Origin of the sequence: Pukyongia salina (assembly GCF_002966125.1) — a bacterium.
GTDB classification, from domain to species: Bacteria; Bacteroidota; Bacteroidia; order Flavobacteriales; family Flavobacteriaceae; genus Pukyongia; species Pukyongia salina.
Map to the genome: position 1 here is coordinate 1,511,324 of NZ_CP027062.1, position 14,972 is coordinate 1,526,295.

At 42.3% G+C, this 14,972-nt stretch carries 16 protein-coding genes; 9 read left to right on the forward strand and 7 right to left on the reverse strand.

Annotated elements, in window-relative coordinates; all coding sequences use genetic code 11:
- Nucleotides 1-11 precede the first annotated feature (11 nt).
- Nucleotides 12-410 (forward strand): DUF423 domain-containing protein, encoded by a 399-nt coding sequence (locus C5O00_RS06705; protein WP_105216040.1) that lies wholly within the window; start codon nucleotides 12-14, stop codon nucleotides 408-410.
- Nucleotides 411-478: 68 nt separating this feature from the next.
- Nucleotides 479-2,080 carry a phosphoenolpyruvate carboxykinase (ATP) gene (gene pckA / locus C5O00_RS06710; RefSeq protein ID WP_105216042.1) on the forward strand — a complete coding sequence of 534 codons (1,602 nt, stop codon included), beginning with the start codon at nucleotides 479-481 and terminating at the stop codon, nucleotides 2,078-2,080.
- Between the two features lie 63 nt (nucleotides 2,081-2,143).
- Here the strand turns inward: pckA and C5O00_RS06715 are convergent, their stop codons facing one another.
- Nucleotides 2,144-2,890, reverse strand: coding sequence for a uroporphyrinogen-III synthase (locus tag C5O00_RS06715; protein ID WP_105216044.1), 747 nt, complete (start codon nucleotides 2,888-2,890; stop codon nucleotides 2,144-2,146).
- An 11-nt stretch (nucleotides 2,891-2,901) separates the two neighbouring features.
- On the reverse strand, nucleotides 2,902-3,570 hold the full coding sequence (locus tag C5O00_RS06720) for a DUF4271 domain-containing protein (RefSeq protein WP_105216046.1): 669 nt from the start codon (nucleotides 3,568-3,570) through the stop codon (nucleotides 2,902-2,904).
- 117 nt (nucleotides 3,571-3,687) lie between these two features.
- On the opposite strand from C5O00_RS06720, the gene C5O00_RS06725 reads away from it, so the two are divergent.
- Genes C5O00_RS06725 through C5O00_RS06735 form a run of 3 tightly spaced genes read left to right on the forward strand, consistent with a single transcriptional unit; the run spans nucleotide 3,688 to nucleotide 6,193 of the window.
- Nucleotides 3,688-4,428 (forward strand): polyprenol monophosphomannose synthase, encoded by a 741-nt coding sequence (locus C5O00_RS06725; RefSeq protein ID WP_105216048.1) that lies wholly within the window; start codon nucleotides 3,688-3,690, stop codon nucleotides 4,426-4,428.
- Nucleotides 4,428-5,768, forward strand: coding sequence for a dihydroorotase (locus C5O00_RS06730; protein ID WP_105216050.1), 1,341 nt, complete (start codon nucleotides 4,428-4,430; stop codon nucleotides 5,766-5,768). Before C5O00_RS06725 ends, C5O00_RS06730 begins: the two co-directional genes overlap by 1 nt.
- Nucleotides 5,768-6,193: a DUF4296 domain-containing protein gene (locus C5O00_RS06735; RefSeq protein ID WP_105216052.1), complete on the forward strand. Its 426-nt coding sequence runs from the start codon at nucleotides 5,768-5,770 to the stop codon at nucleotides 6,191-6,193. Before C5O00_RS06730 ends, C5O00_RS06735 begins: the two co-directional genes overlap by 1 nt.
- On the opposite strand, the gene C5O00_RS06740 is transcribed toward C5O00_RS06735, so the two are convergent.
- Nucleotides 6,194-7,195 carry an NAD-dependent epimerase/dehydratase family protein gene (locus tag C5O00_RS06740; RefSeq protein WP_105217592.1) on the reverse strand — a complete coding sequence of 334 codons (1,002 nt, stop codon included), beginning with the start codon at nucleotides 7,193-7,195 and terminating at the stop codon, nucleotides 6,194-6,196.
- A gap of 75 nt (nucleotides 7,196-7,270) precedes the next feature.
- On the opposite strand from C5O00_RS06740, the gene tyrS reads away from it, so the two are divergent.
- Nucleotides 7,271-8,569: a tyrosine--tRNA ligase gene (tyrS, locus tag C5O00_RS06745; protein WP_105216054.1), complete on the forward strand. Its 1,299-nt coding sequence runs from the start codon at nucleotides 7,271-7,273 to the stop codon at nucleotides 8,567-8,569.
- A gap of 136 nt (nucleotides 8,570-8,705) precedes the next feature.
- Here the strand turns inward: tyrS and C5O00_RS06750 are convergent, their stop codons facing one another.
- Genes C5O00_RS06750 through C5O00_RS06760 form a run of 3 tightly spaced genes read right to left on the reverse strand, consistent with a single transcriptional unit; the run spans nucleotide 8,706 to nucleotide 11,236 of the window.
- Nucleotides 8,706-9,221 (reverse strand): DUF350 domain-containing protein, encoded by a 516-nt coding sequence (locus C5O00_RS06750; protein ID WP_105216056.1) that lies wholly within the window; start codon nucleotides 9,219-9,221, stop codon nucleotides 8,706-8,708.
- A 6-nt stretch (nucleotides 9,222-9,227) separates the two neighbouring features.
- The gene (locus C5O00_RS06755; protein ID WP_105216058.1) at nucleotides 9,228-10,262 is read right to left on the reverse strand and encodes a hypothetical protein; all 1,035 of its coding nucleotides are present in this window, start codon (nucleotides 10,260-10,262) and stop codon (nucleotides 9,228-9,230) included.
- Complete coding sequence (locus C5O00_RS06760; protein WP_105216060.1) at nucleotides 10,262-11,236, reverse strand: long-chain-fatty-acid--protein ligase; 975 nt, start codon at nucleotides 11,234-11,236, stop codon at nucleotides 10,262-10,264. Before C5O00_RS06760 ends, C5O00_RS06755 begins: the two co-directional genes overlap by 1 nt.
- Nucleotides 11,237-11,409: 173 nt before the next feature.
- On the opposite strand from C5O00_RS06760, the gene C5O00_RS06765 reads away from it, so the two are divergent.
- The gene (locus tag C5O00_RS06765; protein WP_105216062.1) at nucleotides 11,410-12,093 is read left to right on the forward strand and encodes a response regulator transcription factor; all 684 of its coding nucleotides are present in this window, start codon (nucleotides 11,410-11,412) and stop codon (nucleotides 12,091-12,093) included.
- Nucleotides 12,093-13,136 carry a sensor histidine kinase gene (locus tag C5O00_RS06770; protein ID WP_105216064.1) on the forward strand — a complete coding sequence of 348 codons (1,044 nt, stop codon included), beginning with the start codon at nucleotides 12,093-12,095 and terminating at the stop codon, nucleotides 13,134-13,136. The genes C5O00_RS06765 and C5O00_RS06770 overlap by 1 nt, the downstream gene beginning before the upstream one ends.
- Here C5O00_RS06770 and C5O00_RS06775 read toward each other — a convergent pair.
- Nucleotides 13,110-14,201, reverse strand: coding sequence for a glycosyltransferase (locus C5O00_RS06775; RefSeq protein ID WP_244593040.1), 1,092 nt, complete (start codon nucleotides 14,199-14,201; stop codon nucleotides 13,110-13,112). The genes C5O00_RS06770 and C5O00_RS06775 overlap by 27 nt on opposite strands.
- A gap of 76 nt (nucleotides 14,202-14,277) precedes the next feature.
- Here C5O00_RS06775 and trmB point away from each other — a divergent pair, with 76 nt between their 5' ends.
- Nucleotides 14,278-14,952: a tRNA (guanosine(46)-N7)-methyltransferase TrmB gene (gene trmB, locus C5O00_RS06780; protein WP_105216068.1), complete on the forward strand. Its 675-nt coding sequence runs from the start codon at nucleotides 14,278-14,280 to the stop codon at nucleotides 14,950-14,952.
- Nucleotides 14,953-14,972: the final 20 nt, after the last annotated feature.

Here is a 14,972-nt window from a genome sequence, read left to right on the forward strand (position 1 = left end):
TAATATCTATCATGATACAATTTGATAAAAAAATAACGGTCACGGCCTCCTTATTAGCTGCTTTAACTATTGGTATTGGGGCCTTTGGAGCACACGGACTTGAGAAACTGGTTGAAGGTGATGCGCTTGCGAGTTTCGAAACCGGAGTGAGATATCAGATGTATCATGTAATTGCCCTGCTAATATTGGGATTTGCCACAGTGATCCCCGCCCGTATTCGTAAATGGGTGTTCTGGTTATTTCTGGGTGGGATTGTCCTCTTTTCGGGATCGATCTATCTGCTTGCACTTCGCACTTTGTTTTCGTTCGACCTTTCATTTTTAGGGCCTGTTACCCCGGTTGGAGGGTTATTATTGATAATTGGGTGGCTTAGACTGGCTTATGGATTGTTAACAATTAACAGGGGATAATTATCTTAATCTTACGGTCTATCTGTTACGATTTTGTTATTTTTGTAGCCTACAACAACAACATAATAATGATCGATCACAATCAAATTTCGAAATCGATTTCGTTAGAAAATTACGGAATCGCCGATGCGAGAGTTAAGTATCAATTATCTTCTGAAAAACTTCATAGTGAAACATTAAGAAAAGGCCAGGGTACGGAGGCAGATTCCGGAGCTTTGGCGGTTAATACTGGTGAATTTACCGGAAGATCACCACTAGACAGATTTATTGTAAAAGACGAGATCACCAGCGACAGGGTGTGGTGGGGAAAGATCAATATTCCATTCGATCCAGATAAATTTGATGCCTTGTACGATAAGATCACCTCCTATTTATCCGGTAAGGATGTGTATGTTCGCGATTGCTACGCATGTGCCGACCCTAATTACCGTACTAATATCAGGGTTATCAACGAATATCCCTGGAGCAACCTATTTGTATTCAATATGTTCCTTCGTCCTGAAGAGGAAGAACTGGAAGGATTTGATCCTGAATGGACCGTAGTGAACGCACCAGGGTTTATGGCCGATCCGGAAGTGGACGGTACCCGACAGCATAATTTTGCTATTTTAAACTTTACGAGAAAAATTGCCATCGTTGGTGGTACGGGTTATACCGGAGAGATTAAAAAAGGGATCTTTTCAGCCCTTAACTTTGAACTCCCTGTATTTAAGAAGACTTTGCCGATGCACTGTTCTGCCAATGTGGGTAACGACGGTGAAACGGCGATCTTTTTCGGTCTTTCCGGAACAGGAAAAACAACTTTATCTGCAGATCCCGATCGAAGATTAATTGGAGATGACGAACACGGCTGGACAGCAGAGAATACGGTCTTTAATTTTGAAGGTGGATGTTACGCCAAGGTTATCGATCTCACCGAAGAGAACGAACCGGATATTTATCGGGCAATAAAACCAGGAGCCATCCTCGAAAATGTGATCATGGATGAAAACGGGAAAGTAGATTTTTCCGATACTTCGATCACTCAAAATACTCGAGTGAGCTACCCAATATATCATATTGACAATATCCAGGTCCCTTCTATAGGGCATAATCCGAAGAATATTTTCTTTCTAACGGCCGATGCCTTCGGGGTGCTACCTCCTATCTCTAAACTTACACCCGGTCAAGCTGCTTACCACTTTATAAGTGGTTATACAGCAAAAGTTGCGGGTACCGAAGAAGGGATCGATGAGCCGTTACCAAGCTTTTCAGCTTGCTTTGGGGCTCCATTCATGCCCTTACACCCAACAAAATACGCCGAAATGCTTAGCGCTAAAATGAAGGATGCAGGAGTAGACGTTTGGTTGGTGAACACCGGTTGGACCGGAGGACCCTATGGAACCGGGAAACGTATGAAATTGAAATATACCAGGGCTATGATCACTGCTGCCCTGGAAGGCAAACTGTCTAATGTTAACTACCATGTTCATCCTATTTTTGGTTTGAACATCCCACAGGAATGTCCCAACGTGCCATCCGAAGTTCTTAATCCAAGAGATACCTGGGCGGATAAGGAGGCCTATGATAGAAAAGCAAAACAGCTGGCCCAGTCCTTTAAGAATAACTTCGAGAAATTTGCCGAATACGCAAACGAAGAGATCATGGCCGGGGCACCCATCTCTGAGTAGTTTAAGATTTAACATAAAAAAACGCGCTGGGAAACCAGCGCGTTTTTTTTATATCGATACGTGTTATTTCTTATTGACCTCTTTTATGTATTTCTCGAGGGCCATAGTCATACTTGGCGTTTCCGGTGTTGGCGCCTTGATGTCTACCCGCAGGCCATTATCGGTAGCCGCCTGGATGGTAGTATTACCAAAAACAGCGATTCGCGTATTATTTTGTTCGAAATCGGGGAAATTCTCTAAAAGAGACTGTATCCCACTTGGGCTAAAGAATACAAGGATGTCGTAATAAACGTTACGCAGATCGGACAGATCGCTCACTACGGTCTTGTAAAATGTAGCTTTTTTCCAGTTTACTGTCAACTCATCCAAGATAGTGGGAACTTCCGGTTTTAGTTTATCGGAAGAAGGCAATAGGAATTTTTCTGTTTTATATTTCTTGATCAGAGGTGTTAATTCCTGGAATGTGCGTTTTCCAACATAGATCTTTCTCTTTCGGTAAACCACATATTTCTGAAGATAATAGGCTACAGCCTCACTCTGGCAGAAATATTTCATGGTATCGGGAACCTTAAAACGCATCTCATCTGCAATACGGAAGAAATGATCTACCGCATTACGACTGGTAAGAATAATGGCCGTGTAGTTTACAAGGTCGACCTTTTGCGAACGTACCTCTTTACTGGAAACACCTTCTACATGAATAAAAGGCCTGAAATCAATTTTCACCTTTTGTTTCTCGATCAAATCGAAATACGGTGAATTTTCAACTTTAGGCTCCGGCTGTGATACCAAAATAGTCTTCACTTTCATAGGCTACACTTTTAAAGTCCACCACCATCTATAAATACTTTGTAAAGAATAAAATAGGGTGAAATTTCAAGTGCGCAAAGATACAAAATAAAATAGAAGAAATTTCTAAAAATAAGTTTTCCATTTGTTTTATAACTATAAAACATACTCACAGCGTTCAGCAATATCAAAATTCCGAAGAAAACAAGCAGCACCAGCAAGCTTGGTTGCAATATGTAGAAAAACACCAGATTGCCAAGGAAAATAGCCATTGCGAGTAAATTCCTGTAGGTGATCTTCTCATATAAATACTGGTTAATATAAGATTCCAATGAAAAAACGGTACTGATTATCTTTTCCAGATAATATTTAACCAGTACAAAACCTGCATAGGCCGTACAAATTTGAATGAAGATCCACTTGTTAGCGCTTATTAGGTCAGGGTTTGTGGTGCTAATGAGTAAGTAAATGAATAATGAAACCGAGATGATCTGAGCGATAAACAATATAATATTAAAAGGATGTTGAATTTCGTTATTCTTACCCTGTACCAGGAAATATTTGTTGGTAATAGGAAGCAAAATAAACTCCTGAAATCGCAGTGGATAGAAATATTTCGTTATAGTATACAGGACCACACATCCCACTAATAAAAAAGTGATCCAATCCTGCGAAATGATATCTCGTGTAATATAATCCAAGTGTTCTCCTTTGGCAGTAAAGTTAGCGGTTTTTACCCTTCGGAAAAAGTATTCTAATGGCTATAAATGCGCAGTTTATTTTCATAAAAAGAGGTACATTTGCCGAAAATACAACCTATGTCGAATGCCCTTGTGGTAATACCTACATATAACGAAAAAGAGAACATAGAACGGTTGATCCGCAATATTTTTTCTCTTCAGCGTGCATTCGATATTTTGGTGGTAGATGATAATTCGCCCGATGAGACCGCAGTTGCAGTAAAAAACCTTCAGCAAGAATTCAAGGATCGATTGTTCATCCTTGAAAGAAGTGGTAAACTGGGGTTGGGAACTGCATATATAGCGGGATTTCGTTGGGCATTGAAAAGGGACTATGCATATATTTTCGAAATGGATGCCGATTTCTCGCATAATCCCAACGATCTAATAAGACTGTACAATGCATGTGATAGAGAAGGCTTCGATCTTGCTATTGGTTCGCGTTATGTGAGAGGGGTGAATGTTGTTAATTGGCCCATGAGCAGGGTTTTACTGTCATGGCTGGCCTCTAAATATGTACGCTTCATCACCGGAATGAGGATCTACGATACCACAGCCGGTTTCGTTTGTTATCGCAGACATGTTTTGGAAAAGATCAAACTCGATAAGATCCGCTTTGTAGGTTACGCGTTCCAGATCGAAATGAAATTCAAGGCCTATCTGGCAAAATGTAAAATTATAGAGGTGCCGGTAGTTTTTACCGATCGTACCAGGGGGGAATCGAAGATGAGCGGAGGAATAATTTCTGAAGCCATCTTTGGAGTAATAAAAATGAAATTCAGGAGTTTATTCGGTAGTTCAGATTTTAACGAGATTTAATGAGCACAATTCTTATAAAGAACGCCAACATTGTTAATGAAGGCAAAATAATCCAGGGTGATGTAATGGTTGAAGGAGACCGCATTGCCGAAGTTGGAGGGAGTATTAGTGTGAAATCTGCAGACACCAGGGTGATCGATGCAGACGGACAATTCCTAATTCCCGGAATGATAGACGACCAGGTCCATTTCCGTGAACCCGGCCTTACCCATAAGGCCACTATAGAGACAGAGTCGAAAGCAGCGATAGCGGGAGGGATCACCACCTTTATCGAAATGCCAAATACCGTCCCGCAGGCAACTACTATAGAGCTGCTGGAAGAAAAATTTGCCATAGCCGGAAAAACATCATGGGCTAATTATTCGTTTATGTTTGGTGGCACAAATGATAATCTGGAAGAAATCCTGAAAGTGGACAAAACCAAGGTCGCCGGCCTGAAACTGTTTCTTGGATCTTCAACAGGAAATATGCTGGTAGACAACCCCAAGGTTCTGGAGGAGATCTTCAGCAAGACCGATTTACTTATCTCGGTGCACTGTGAAGACGAGGCGACCATTAAAAAGAACATGGCCGAATACAGGAAGATGTACGGCGATGATATTCCCGTAGAATTCCATCCGAAGATCCGCAGTGAAGAGGCCTGTTACCTCTCTTCCTCACGAGCTATTGCCCTGGCAAAGAAGACAGGAGCGCGCTTGCATGTGTTTCATCTTTCAACAGCCAGGGAAACCGAACTCTTCGACAAGAAGAAACCGCTTGCAGAGAAGAAGATCACTGCCGAGGTATGTTTACACCATCTGTGGTTTTCGGAAGAAGATTACGCGGCCAAAGGAACCCGGATCAAGTGGAACCCCGCGGTTAAAACTGCCAAGGATAGGGAAGGCCTTTTAAAAGCTCTGAACGACGGGCGTATTGATGTGATCGCAACAGATCACGCACCTCATACCCTGGATGAGAAAAATAATAATTACGTTAACGCTCCTTCGGGAGGACCTTTGGTTCAGCATGCACTTGCTGCCCTATTTGAAATGTATCATAACGGGAAATTAAGCCTGGAGACCATAGTTCGGAAAACTGCACATAACCCGGCTATCCTCTTTGAGATCAAGGATAGGGGATTTATACGTAAGGGGTATAAGGCCGATCTTGTACTTGTAGACAGCAATTCACCCTGGACGGTTTCCAGGGAGAACATACTTTACAAATGTGGCTGGTCTCCATTCGAGGGCCGAACATTCAGATCGAGGGTAACACATACCATCGTGAACGGTTGCCTGGCCTATGAAAACCTGAAATTTCCTAACAGAAGTAAGGGCGAACGAATTATCTTTGATCGCTGATGTTGAGAATTTGTACAGTTATATCGTTGTTATTGCTCATGGGATGCCAGCATGTTGAAAGGCCGGAAAAGCCGGACGACCTCATTGCCAGGGATAAGATGGTGGATATACTTACAGATGTCTATTTAAGCAATGCTGCGAAGAGTGTGAACAATAAGGTTATTAGGCAGAAAGGGATTAAACTGGATTCTTTTATTTATACGAAATACGATATAGACAGCGTACAGTTTGTGAGGAGTCATAATTGGTATAACGCAGATCTCGACACCTACAAGGAGATCTTTGTTGAGATCGAACAACGTCTCGTGGAAATGCAGCGTAGGACAGACAGCCTTAATTTTAAGCCTAAAAGTAAGATCCAGCAAAAACAGGATAGTTTACGAAAAGCCAGGGAATTGATCGAGCCTGCATCTTCTGAAGAGTGATCATTTACGAAAATTCTCTCCTATTCTTGCCAGCGTTTCATCGGCGGGAGTATACTTAAAATCCAGGTGTCGCGTAATCTTCCCTCCATCGTAATACGATTCTTTATACATCGAATTTACCGTCGCCTTTAACAATCGCCTCCTGCTTCCCGTTAGTTTTGCACTAAGCCAGTCCAGGCGTCGAACAAGATCCAATTTCCATTTTGGAATCAATTTGGATGGCGGTTTTACCTCAAGTGAGGCCGCAAGTTTGGAGAGAAGCTCCTTATATCTTAAATTTTCCCCTGCCAGTATAAATTGGTCATTTCTTATCTCACTCTCCATTAGCATGATCATGGCATTCACAACATCCTGTACGTCCACAATCGCCACTCCTCCCGAGGTGTAATATTTCGCTTCTTTCGCCACCATGTTCACTATCACCCCGCTTCCCGAACGCCAGTGGCCCGAACCCATGATCAGGGCCGGATTCAATATCACCGCGTCCACCCCTTCCTGGGTGCCACGCCAAACTTCCATTTCTGCTCCGTATTTGGTGATGGCATATACGCTGTTGTTAGCCTCGGGATTCCATGCTACCTGCTCATCGATAAGGGATCCGTCTGTAGTACTTCCAAGCGTAGCTATGGAACTTACGTGGCACAGTTTGGAAACCTTATGTTCTATACAAAGATTTACAATATTAGCGGTGCCTTCGATATTGGATTTTTTTAGTTTCTGAAAATGCCTGGGGTTAAAACTAATATATGCCGCCGAATGATAGACGTGTGTTACCCCCTTGAATGCCTGTTTTAGCGCTGGGATATCGGTAACATCGGCCTCCATCCATTCGATCGAATTATAAAGGAAATCCGGATCTTCGGCATAAAATTTAAAAACCTCGCGTACCGATTCAAGCTTGCTACTCTTTCGGTGGATAGCACGAACTGCTACTCCTTTTTTCAGAAGAAAATATAATAAATGCGAACCTACCAAGCCGGTACCTCCGGTAACTAGAACCATTTTATAAAAATAGTCTTTTTTGAAGTATTCTTTTATCTTTTGGGGGTTCAACCTATATTTGCTGAAACTTTAAAAATGGCGTTGAAGAACTTTGTAGAAGAACTTAGCTGGCGGGGTATGATCCATGATGTGATGCCCGAGACCGAGGAACATCTTTTGGAACAAATGCGTTCTGCTTATATTGGTTTCGACCCAACTGCAGATTCGTTACACATTGGTAACCTTGTGCCCATTATGATGCTGGCATTTTTTCAACGTACAGGACATAAACCTGTGGCCCTGGTTGGAGGAGCGACGGGCATGATTGGTGATCCTTCGGGCAAATCGAGTGAACGAAATCTCCTGGATGAAGCAACCTTACGCCATAACCAGGAATGTGTTAGAGAACAGTTGTCACAATTTCTGGATTTTTCCTCCGGGAAGGAGAATGAGGCGGTGATGGTGAACAATTACGACTGGATGAAGGAGATAAGCTTTCTGGATTTTATTCGTGATGTAGGAAAGCATATCACGGTTAACTATATGATGGCAAAAGATTCTGTAAAGAACAGGATAAAGGGAGAGGAAACCGAAGGTATGTCCTTTACCGAATTCACCTACCAGTTGGTACAGGGCTACGATTTCCTGCATCTTTTCAGAAACTATAACTGCACCCTGCAAATGGGTGGGAGCGACCAGTGGGGAAATATCACCACCGGAACCGAACTTATAAGACGTATTGGCGGAGGAAAGGGTTATGCACTCACCTGTCCGCTAATCACCAAGAGTGATGGCAGCAAATTTGGTAAGAGTGAAGGGGGTAATGTATGGCTGGACGCGAATCGGACCTCGCCATATAAATTCTATCAATACTGGCTGAACACCAGCGATGAAGACGCCGAAAAATATATAAAGATCTTTACCTTCCTCGACAAGCAGACCATCGAAGCACTTGTTGAAGAACATCGGGCGGCGCCACATATGAGATTACTTCAGAAGCGATTGGCTGAAGAAGTGACTACCACAGTTCATGGGGAAATAGAATATGGCAATGCCGTGAAGGCTTCCGAGATCCTTTTTGGGAGATCTACTTCCGAAGACCTTAAGTCCCTTAATGCGTCTACTTTTCTTGATGTATTCGATGGGGTAACGCAGGCCGAGGTAACCGCTGCGGATATTTCAGAGGGACTGGATATAGTTTCTGCTTTGGCCGAACGAACAGGCTTTCTGAAATCTAACGGCGAAGCCAGACGAGCTCTCAAGGAGAATTCGATTTCAGTAAACAAAGAAAAAGTAAAGGACGATTATACATTAACTTCCGAAGACCTTATCAACGATCAATTCATCCTCCTGCAAAGAGGAAAGAAGAATTACTTCATCATCAAGGTTGTATAAATAACGAAGCCCCCAAAGCAAAAGAGTGTTCGAGGGCTTCAAAATTAACTAACCAACCAATAATGAATCTATCTTTTTCATAGCTTCATTGTCTTGGAATATTGGTCGGTCCAGGCCTTTAAACCTTACAAAATCCTTACAGATAATTTGTTAGCTCTGGATAAGGGATGAGAGCGCTTATCAATAGCGCGATACTCTCCTTTACAATAAGGGTTATACTCAGCAGAATGGTCACTACCAGAATGGCTACAGATACATTATTTCGCTGGATCTCCCTAAATTCATTAATGCCTTTGGTTAACATTGAAAAGAGCAGAAAAGCCGTTGCATTTATAAAGACCGCCATAATAAAACCAATGGCCAGGTATAGTCCCGAATACGAAATGATGGTAGTGCTATCAACGGTTTCGGTTTGAGTTGTGCTTAGCCGGATCACATTGGTGATGGAGGGAAGAATTTCGCTTAGGATGAGGCCTATGGACAGGATGATGCCCGAGGTGAAAATAGTAAATGCCATGTTATCGCCTCGTAGATCGGAGCTGCGAAAGAAAAGCAATTTCAGGATCTTAAAAGACACAAAGATTATCGCCACGGTGATCCCGATCGATATTATAATTTCTAGAATTGCGAGTGTGAACAGTTTGGTATTCATGGTTACTTATTTACTGGTTAAAACGACATCCCAATAAGAAATATCGCTATAGGTTGCCGGGATGTTTCCGGCTGCATAATATTTCGCTGTGGTTTCCCACAACATATATTTTTTGCCGTTGTATATCTTAGCTAGTCCCGATGTGGGAAGGTTGATCCCCAGGATAGAATGTCGGTAAAAATCGCTGTTCAGGATCGCTACATCGTACCCAAACGATTTCAAAACGGAGTATATCATAACGGTACGAGTATCGCAGTCGCCTTTCAGATTGCCCATGAACGAGACCGGATTTTGTATGCCATAGGCGATATTTCCTATACAGCAGTCGGGACATTTTTGCAGTAGTTCCCGTATAGATTCTTCGTAGTTATGTGGTGCCAGGCAGGCTTCCTGGAATACGAAGGAATAAGGGATGTCTTGTATACATGAAACGACCATCTCTGCGAATTCCATTCGGTTTAATTTTTTTTCTTTCTGAATAATTCTGAAACTATCCATAATGATATCGAGGGCAGGCCGGTCTGTTCGTTCGATATAATCGTACAGGTCTCCCCAGAAATTCCCGCTTCTACCCGGTTGATAGCCAGAAATATGATCGCGCAGCCTGGTGTAATCCCTCACCCGAACGGTTAGGGTGGTATTGAAATCGTTACCGAAGTTATCCCGCCAAACTCGATTTGAAGCATACACCTCGACAGAATCTGTCCCTTCAAGTCTGTACGTTTTCTTAACAAATTCTTCTACTTTAAAAGCAGTGCTTTCACTTCGAGGTTGTAACAGCGTGAAGAGAAAACTCAAGCCGGCAGTAAGTATACCCAGGATCACCACGGTGATCACGATTCCGGTTATAATTCCTTTTAACCGGGGTTTGCCTACCAGTTTTAAGGAGATGAAAATAGCGCCCCCTATCGAAATGAACAGGGTGATCAACACAGGTGGATCCAGGGAAACGGTAATCACTCCAAAGGAGATGATAAGTACGATCATCATAACGATTAGCCACAGGCAACCGTTAGCTCGCTTTTCGGGGGTTAGATTCATTAAATGACCATTAAATTACATCCTCTTATATCGCTGGTATCAAATCTACCTAAAATTTCAAAATTACCTTGCGCATCTAATTTGCCTAGGTCCTGTGTAGCGATAAACGAACAGGAATAGCGGTTGGCAAGGTCGATCACGTTAATACCTCCTGTTTTATTATCAACATAACTGAGCGCATCTTCCGGATCGCGGGTAAGGATCTTCATCCAGGGGGGGCAGCTAAAGAGTCCGTCGCCCTTACTGTAAGCTTGTGAGAGGAGTTCGGTCATGCCGTATTCACTATATATTCGAGAAACCCCAAAACCCATTTTCAAGATGTGATGTAATTCTTCCCTAATCATTTCCTTTCGCCGGCCTTTCATGCCGCCGGTTTCCATAACGAAGGTGTTTTTAAGTTCGAACCTGTGGTTTTCAACCAGATCGAGCAGGGCGTAGGACACCCCGATCAGTAAGGTTTGCTGCCCTTTTTCTTCCAGGTCAAGCAGGGTTTCTCTCAGTTCGTCTGTGTTGTGCAAGTAAAATCCGCTGTGCGGATTTGCAGTTTTATTAATGAGGGTGTCTACCATATAGATAAGTGAAGACCCTTTTTGTTCCAGGTAGGAAGGCAAGAGCGCTAAAATGGTAAGGTCCTTCAAATCGCCGAAATTCATCTCGAAAGCTTTCAGAAAACTTTGGCTGTATAAATTGAGATCGGCCACGTAATGCTTACTCCTGTTAGTTCCGGTAGTGCCGCTACTATAGAAGATGATCTCTTCCTGTTTACCAGAAGCTATGATCGGTTCCCGTTTAAAAAATTCGATGGGTAGGAAGGGAATATCGGTTAGTTTGCTAACCGCTTTTACATCGGTACCCAGGGCATCGCAGAAATTTCGGTATAAAGGAACATTCTCGTATTGAAACAGGAAGGTGTATAACGCCAGATCAAAGAATTCTTCCTGATCCTTGATATTGAAAATATGAGATGCAGACATGTTAAAGTTAACGATGAGCACTTCAAAAATAAACAAATATTAAACGGAAGTGCCAGACATTTTCAAATTGTTCGAACCGCACTGCATGTTACTTTATTGTTAACAATTACCTCAGGAGATATAGCAAAATGAATTAATAGTATCTTTATCTTTTGATAACACAGGACTCGAGAATGAAGAAAAGAGATACGCGTATTTTGTTAGTAGATGACGAACCGGATATCCTGGAGATCATCGGTTATAATCTCTCCTCGGAAGGCTATCAGATAAGCACTGCCGAAAATGGAGTAGAAGCAATTGCGAAGGCCAAGAAACATAGACCCCATTTGATCGTTCTGGATGTAATGATGCCCGAAATGGATGGTATAGAAGCGTGCGAAAAGATTCGTGCTATCCCCGAACTATCCGAAACCGTTATTACCTTTCTTACTGCCCGCGGGGAGGATTATTCGCAGGTAGCGGGATTCGAGGCGGGAGCAGACGATTATATTACCAAGCCCATAAAACCAAAGGTTTTAATTAGTAAGGTAAAAGCACTTTTAAGGCGATTTAAAGAAGATTCGGAGGCAGAAAGTACCGTGAAAATTGGTAACTTGACCATCAACAGGGAGGAATACAAGATCCTGAAAGGAAAACAGGAGATCATTCTCCCCAGAAAAGAATTCGAATTGCTTGCCCTATTAGCTTCCAGGCCCGGTAAAGTATTTAAACGAGAGGATATATTAGACAGGGTATGGGGTAATGAAGTGGTTGTAGGCGGCCGAACCATCGATGTGCATATTAGAAAATTGCGCGAGAAGATCGGGGATGAACGTTTTAAAACTGTGAAAGGGGTTGGCTATAAGTTTGTAGTCTAATGTCCACGAATTTTAAGAAGGCCTATAAATTTGCCGGGTATACATCGGCTGCTATCACTGTTGTTCTCACACTCAGCCTGGGTGTGTTTTTTTATACAACGAATTCCCTTAATATTTATATCCTTATCGGTTTCGCAATTTTGTGTTACCTCAGTTCTTTTTTTATCATTCAATACCGGGTGGAACGATTTATCTATAAGCGTATCAAGAAAATATACGACGATGTTTCCTTACTAGAGGCTTCTTCATTTAGCAAGAATCAGATCACCACAGATATGGCCACCCTTACCAAAGAGGTAGAACGATTTGCGCAGGATAAAAAACTGGAGATCGAAGGCTTGAAGATCAGGGAGAATTACAGAAAAGAATTTATTGGAAACATTTCGCACGAACTAAAAACACCATTGTTTACGGTACAAGGATACATTCTCACCTTGTTAGACGGCGCCATGAAGGACAAGAGTGTTCGAAAAAAATATCTGGTGAATGCCAACAAAGGGGTAGAACGACTCATTTACATAGTGAAGGATCTCGATATGATCACTAAGCTGGAAGTAGGGGACCTAAATATTTACAAAGAGGAGCACAACATTATAGAACTGGTTCAAAATGTATTCGACCTTTTGGAAATGAAGGCTGCTAAGAAGAAGATCGAACTTGCTTTCGATAAGCCCTACCCAGACAGTATTATGGTGATGGCAGACAGGGAACGCATTCAGCAGGTGTTGTCCAACCTGATCGTTAATTCCATAAAATACGGAAGAGAAGGCGGAACTACCGAAGTAAGTATTGAGGATCTTATAAAGAACAAAGTGATAGTGCGGATCTCCGATAATGGCGAGGGCATAGCAAAAGAAAATATTCCAAGGATATTCGAACGTTTTTTCAGGGTTGATAAAAGTGGTTCCAGACGGGAAGGCGGCAGCGGTTTAGGACTTGCCATTGTGAAACATATTATTGAAGCCCACGCCGAGAAGATCTATGTTGAGAGTCAGTTAGGTATCGGCTCCGAATTCTCATTCACGCTCGAAAAGGCGAAATAAATGTTCGAGGTTTTTATTGCTTTGATACCCTTGCAAGCCTTTATAGCTTGATATCATATCCAGTTTTGCCAGCTCGAATTCTTCCTGTTTACAAAAGGGAACCACATTTTTTGAAGCAAGTCGTTTTGCAAGATATTGCTGTTCGTACTGCCCGGGTGTGGGGATAAAGAAGGCTTTCTTACCCATTACAGCCAGATCCATAATTGTGGTGTAACCAGACCTGCAAATTACGAGATCACTTTCATTGATAAGTTTTTCAAGCTCTTTTGAAGGTAAAAAGTTTATAACAGTTAGATTAGAGTCTTCCTGTTTACGGACTACTTCCTCTACAATTCCGCGTACAATAACTACCTTTTTACCAGAACCCCGAAAGATTTTTATAAGCTTTTCTTCCAGTATACTACGCTGAGGTTCGGGCCCCGAAAGCAAACAAAGAATGTCGTATTTTATAGGAAGCTGTTGAGGCTTCATTCTGCTGAGAGGACCAATATACTTCACCGGGATCCTAAACTCCTTTAGATGGCCTAATTTCCCGCTTAAACTCCCCGGGCCGTCTAAATCTGGCACCCAACATTCGTTAAATTTCATTATTATCCGTTGGTGGGCCTTGCTGCTTAGCCAGGAAGTGCTCCCCGAGAGTACGTTTAATTGATGTGTTATAAAAACCGACGGCACCTTTTTCGAATTAACTCCCAAGCGGTTATCACTAATAATACCATCGATCTTCCCTTCCTTTACCAGGCCGCTTATAAATTTTTTTTCTTCTGAAATGGTTTTTCGTATTTGAGGCAGTGTAAAGAGCAGTTTCAATTTAAGGAAAATGCCTTTTCGTGTATATTGAATGTTGTAAGAGGGTAATTCTAAACATTCCAAGCGGGGAAATTCAATCCTCAACAGGGCCAGAGCTGCACCATCTGAAGCTAGAGTTACACGATAACCGCTATCCAGTAGGGCATGGATAATAGGAATGCAGCGTGTTGCGTGTCCAAGACCCCAGTGTAATGGGGCAACCAGGATGTTCTTCTTTTGCTTCAACAGGGAGTGATTGCCAAAGTGTTCGTTCACCTTTAAAAACAAAAGTACTCATAATAATTACAGGCTTTAATTCCTTAATTTTACCGAAAACACAAAAACGTCACTTTTGGGAAGTAAGAATAAATTAAAACGATTCAGGGAGAATGAAACCTTTTCCAATGTGATCCAGCCGGAACGCGATGAAATACTGTCCAACACCTTTGATCTAAAGGGAAAATGGGGCAAACAATTTTTTAAGAATGAACACCCCATAGTCCTGGAACTTGGATGTGGTAAGGGCGAATATACCGTAAACCTGGCGAAGAAGTATCCCGAAAAAAACTTCATTGGTGTAGACATAAAAGGTGCCAGGCTATGGCGGGGCGCCAAAACAGCTTTAGACGACGGACTACCTAATGTTGGATTTTTACGAACCCAGATAGAGCTACTAGACCATCTCTTCGGGCAGCACGAAGTAGATGAGATTTGGATCACCTTTCCAGATCCGCAGATCAAGTACAAACGGACTAAGCACCGGCTTACCAACGCGAAGTTCCTTGAACTTTACAAAAAGATCCTGATCCCGGAGGGCATCATTCATTTAAAAACCGATAGTGAGTTCATGCATGGGTATACCCTGGGTCTTCTTCAAGGGCTGGGACATGAGGTTTTATATGCACATCACGACGTTTACGGTAACGATTATACGCCGGAAGAAGTAACTTCCATCAAGACATATTATGAAAGCCAGTATCTAGAAGAAGGAAAAAAAATCACCTACATCCGGTTTAAATTGAAATAGCTTTTATAATTTAACCCATC

Coding starts and splice junctions, on each gene's coding strand:
- tyrS (WP_105216054.1), top strand. CDS start 7,271: ATGGCGTTGAAGAACTTTGTAGAAGAACTTAGCTGGCGGGGTATGATC.
- C5O00_RS06755 (WP_105216058.1), bottom strand. CDS start 10,262: ATGAATCTAACCCCCGAAAAGCGAGCTAACGGTTGCCTGTGGCTAATC.
- C5O00_RS06750 (WP_105216056.1), bottom strand. CDS start 9,221: ATGAATACCAAACTGTTCACACTCGCAATTCTAGAAATTATAATATCG.
- pckA (WP_105216042.1), top strand. CDS start 479: ATGATCGATCACAATCAAATTTCGAAATCGATTTCGTTAGAAAATTAC.
- C5O00_RS06725 (WP_105216048.1), top strand. CDS start 3,688: ATGTCGAATGCCCTTGTGGTAATACCTACATATAACGAAAAAGAGAAC.
- C5O00_RS06770 (WP_105216064.1), top strand. CDS start 12,093: ATGTCCACGAATTTTAAGAAGGCCTATAAATTTGCCGGGTATACATCG.
- C5O00_RS06740 (WP_105217592.1), bottom strand. CDS start 7,195: ATGGTTCTAGTTACCGGAGGTACCGGCTTGGTAGGTTCGCATTTATTA.
- C5O00_RS06705 (WP_105216040.1), top strand. CDS start 12: ATGATACAATTTGATAAAAAAATAACGGTCACGGCCTCCTTATTAGCT.
- C5O00_RS06715 (WP_105216044.1), bottom strand. CDS start 2,890: ATGAAAGTGAAGACTATTTTGGTATCACAGCCGGAGCCTAAAGTTGAA.
- C5O00_RS06760 (WP_105216060.1), bottom strand. CDS start 11,236: ATGTCTGCATCTCATATTTTCAATATCAAGGATCAGGAAGAATTCTTT.
- C5O00_RS06765 (WP_105216062.1), top strand. CDS start 11,410: ATGAAGAAAAGAGATACGCGTATTTTGTTAGTAGATGACGAACCGGAT.
- C5O00_RS06735 (WP_105216052.1), top strand. CDS start 5,768: ATGTTGAGAATTTGTACAGTTATATCGTTGTTATTGCTCATGGGATGC.
- C5O00_RS06730 (WP_105216050.1), top strand. CDS start 4,428: ATGAGCACAATTCTTATAAAGAACGCCAACATTGTTAATGAAGGCAAA.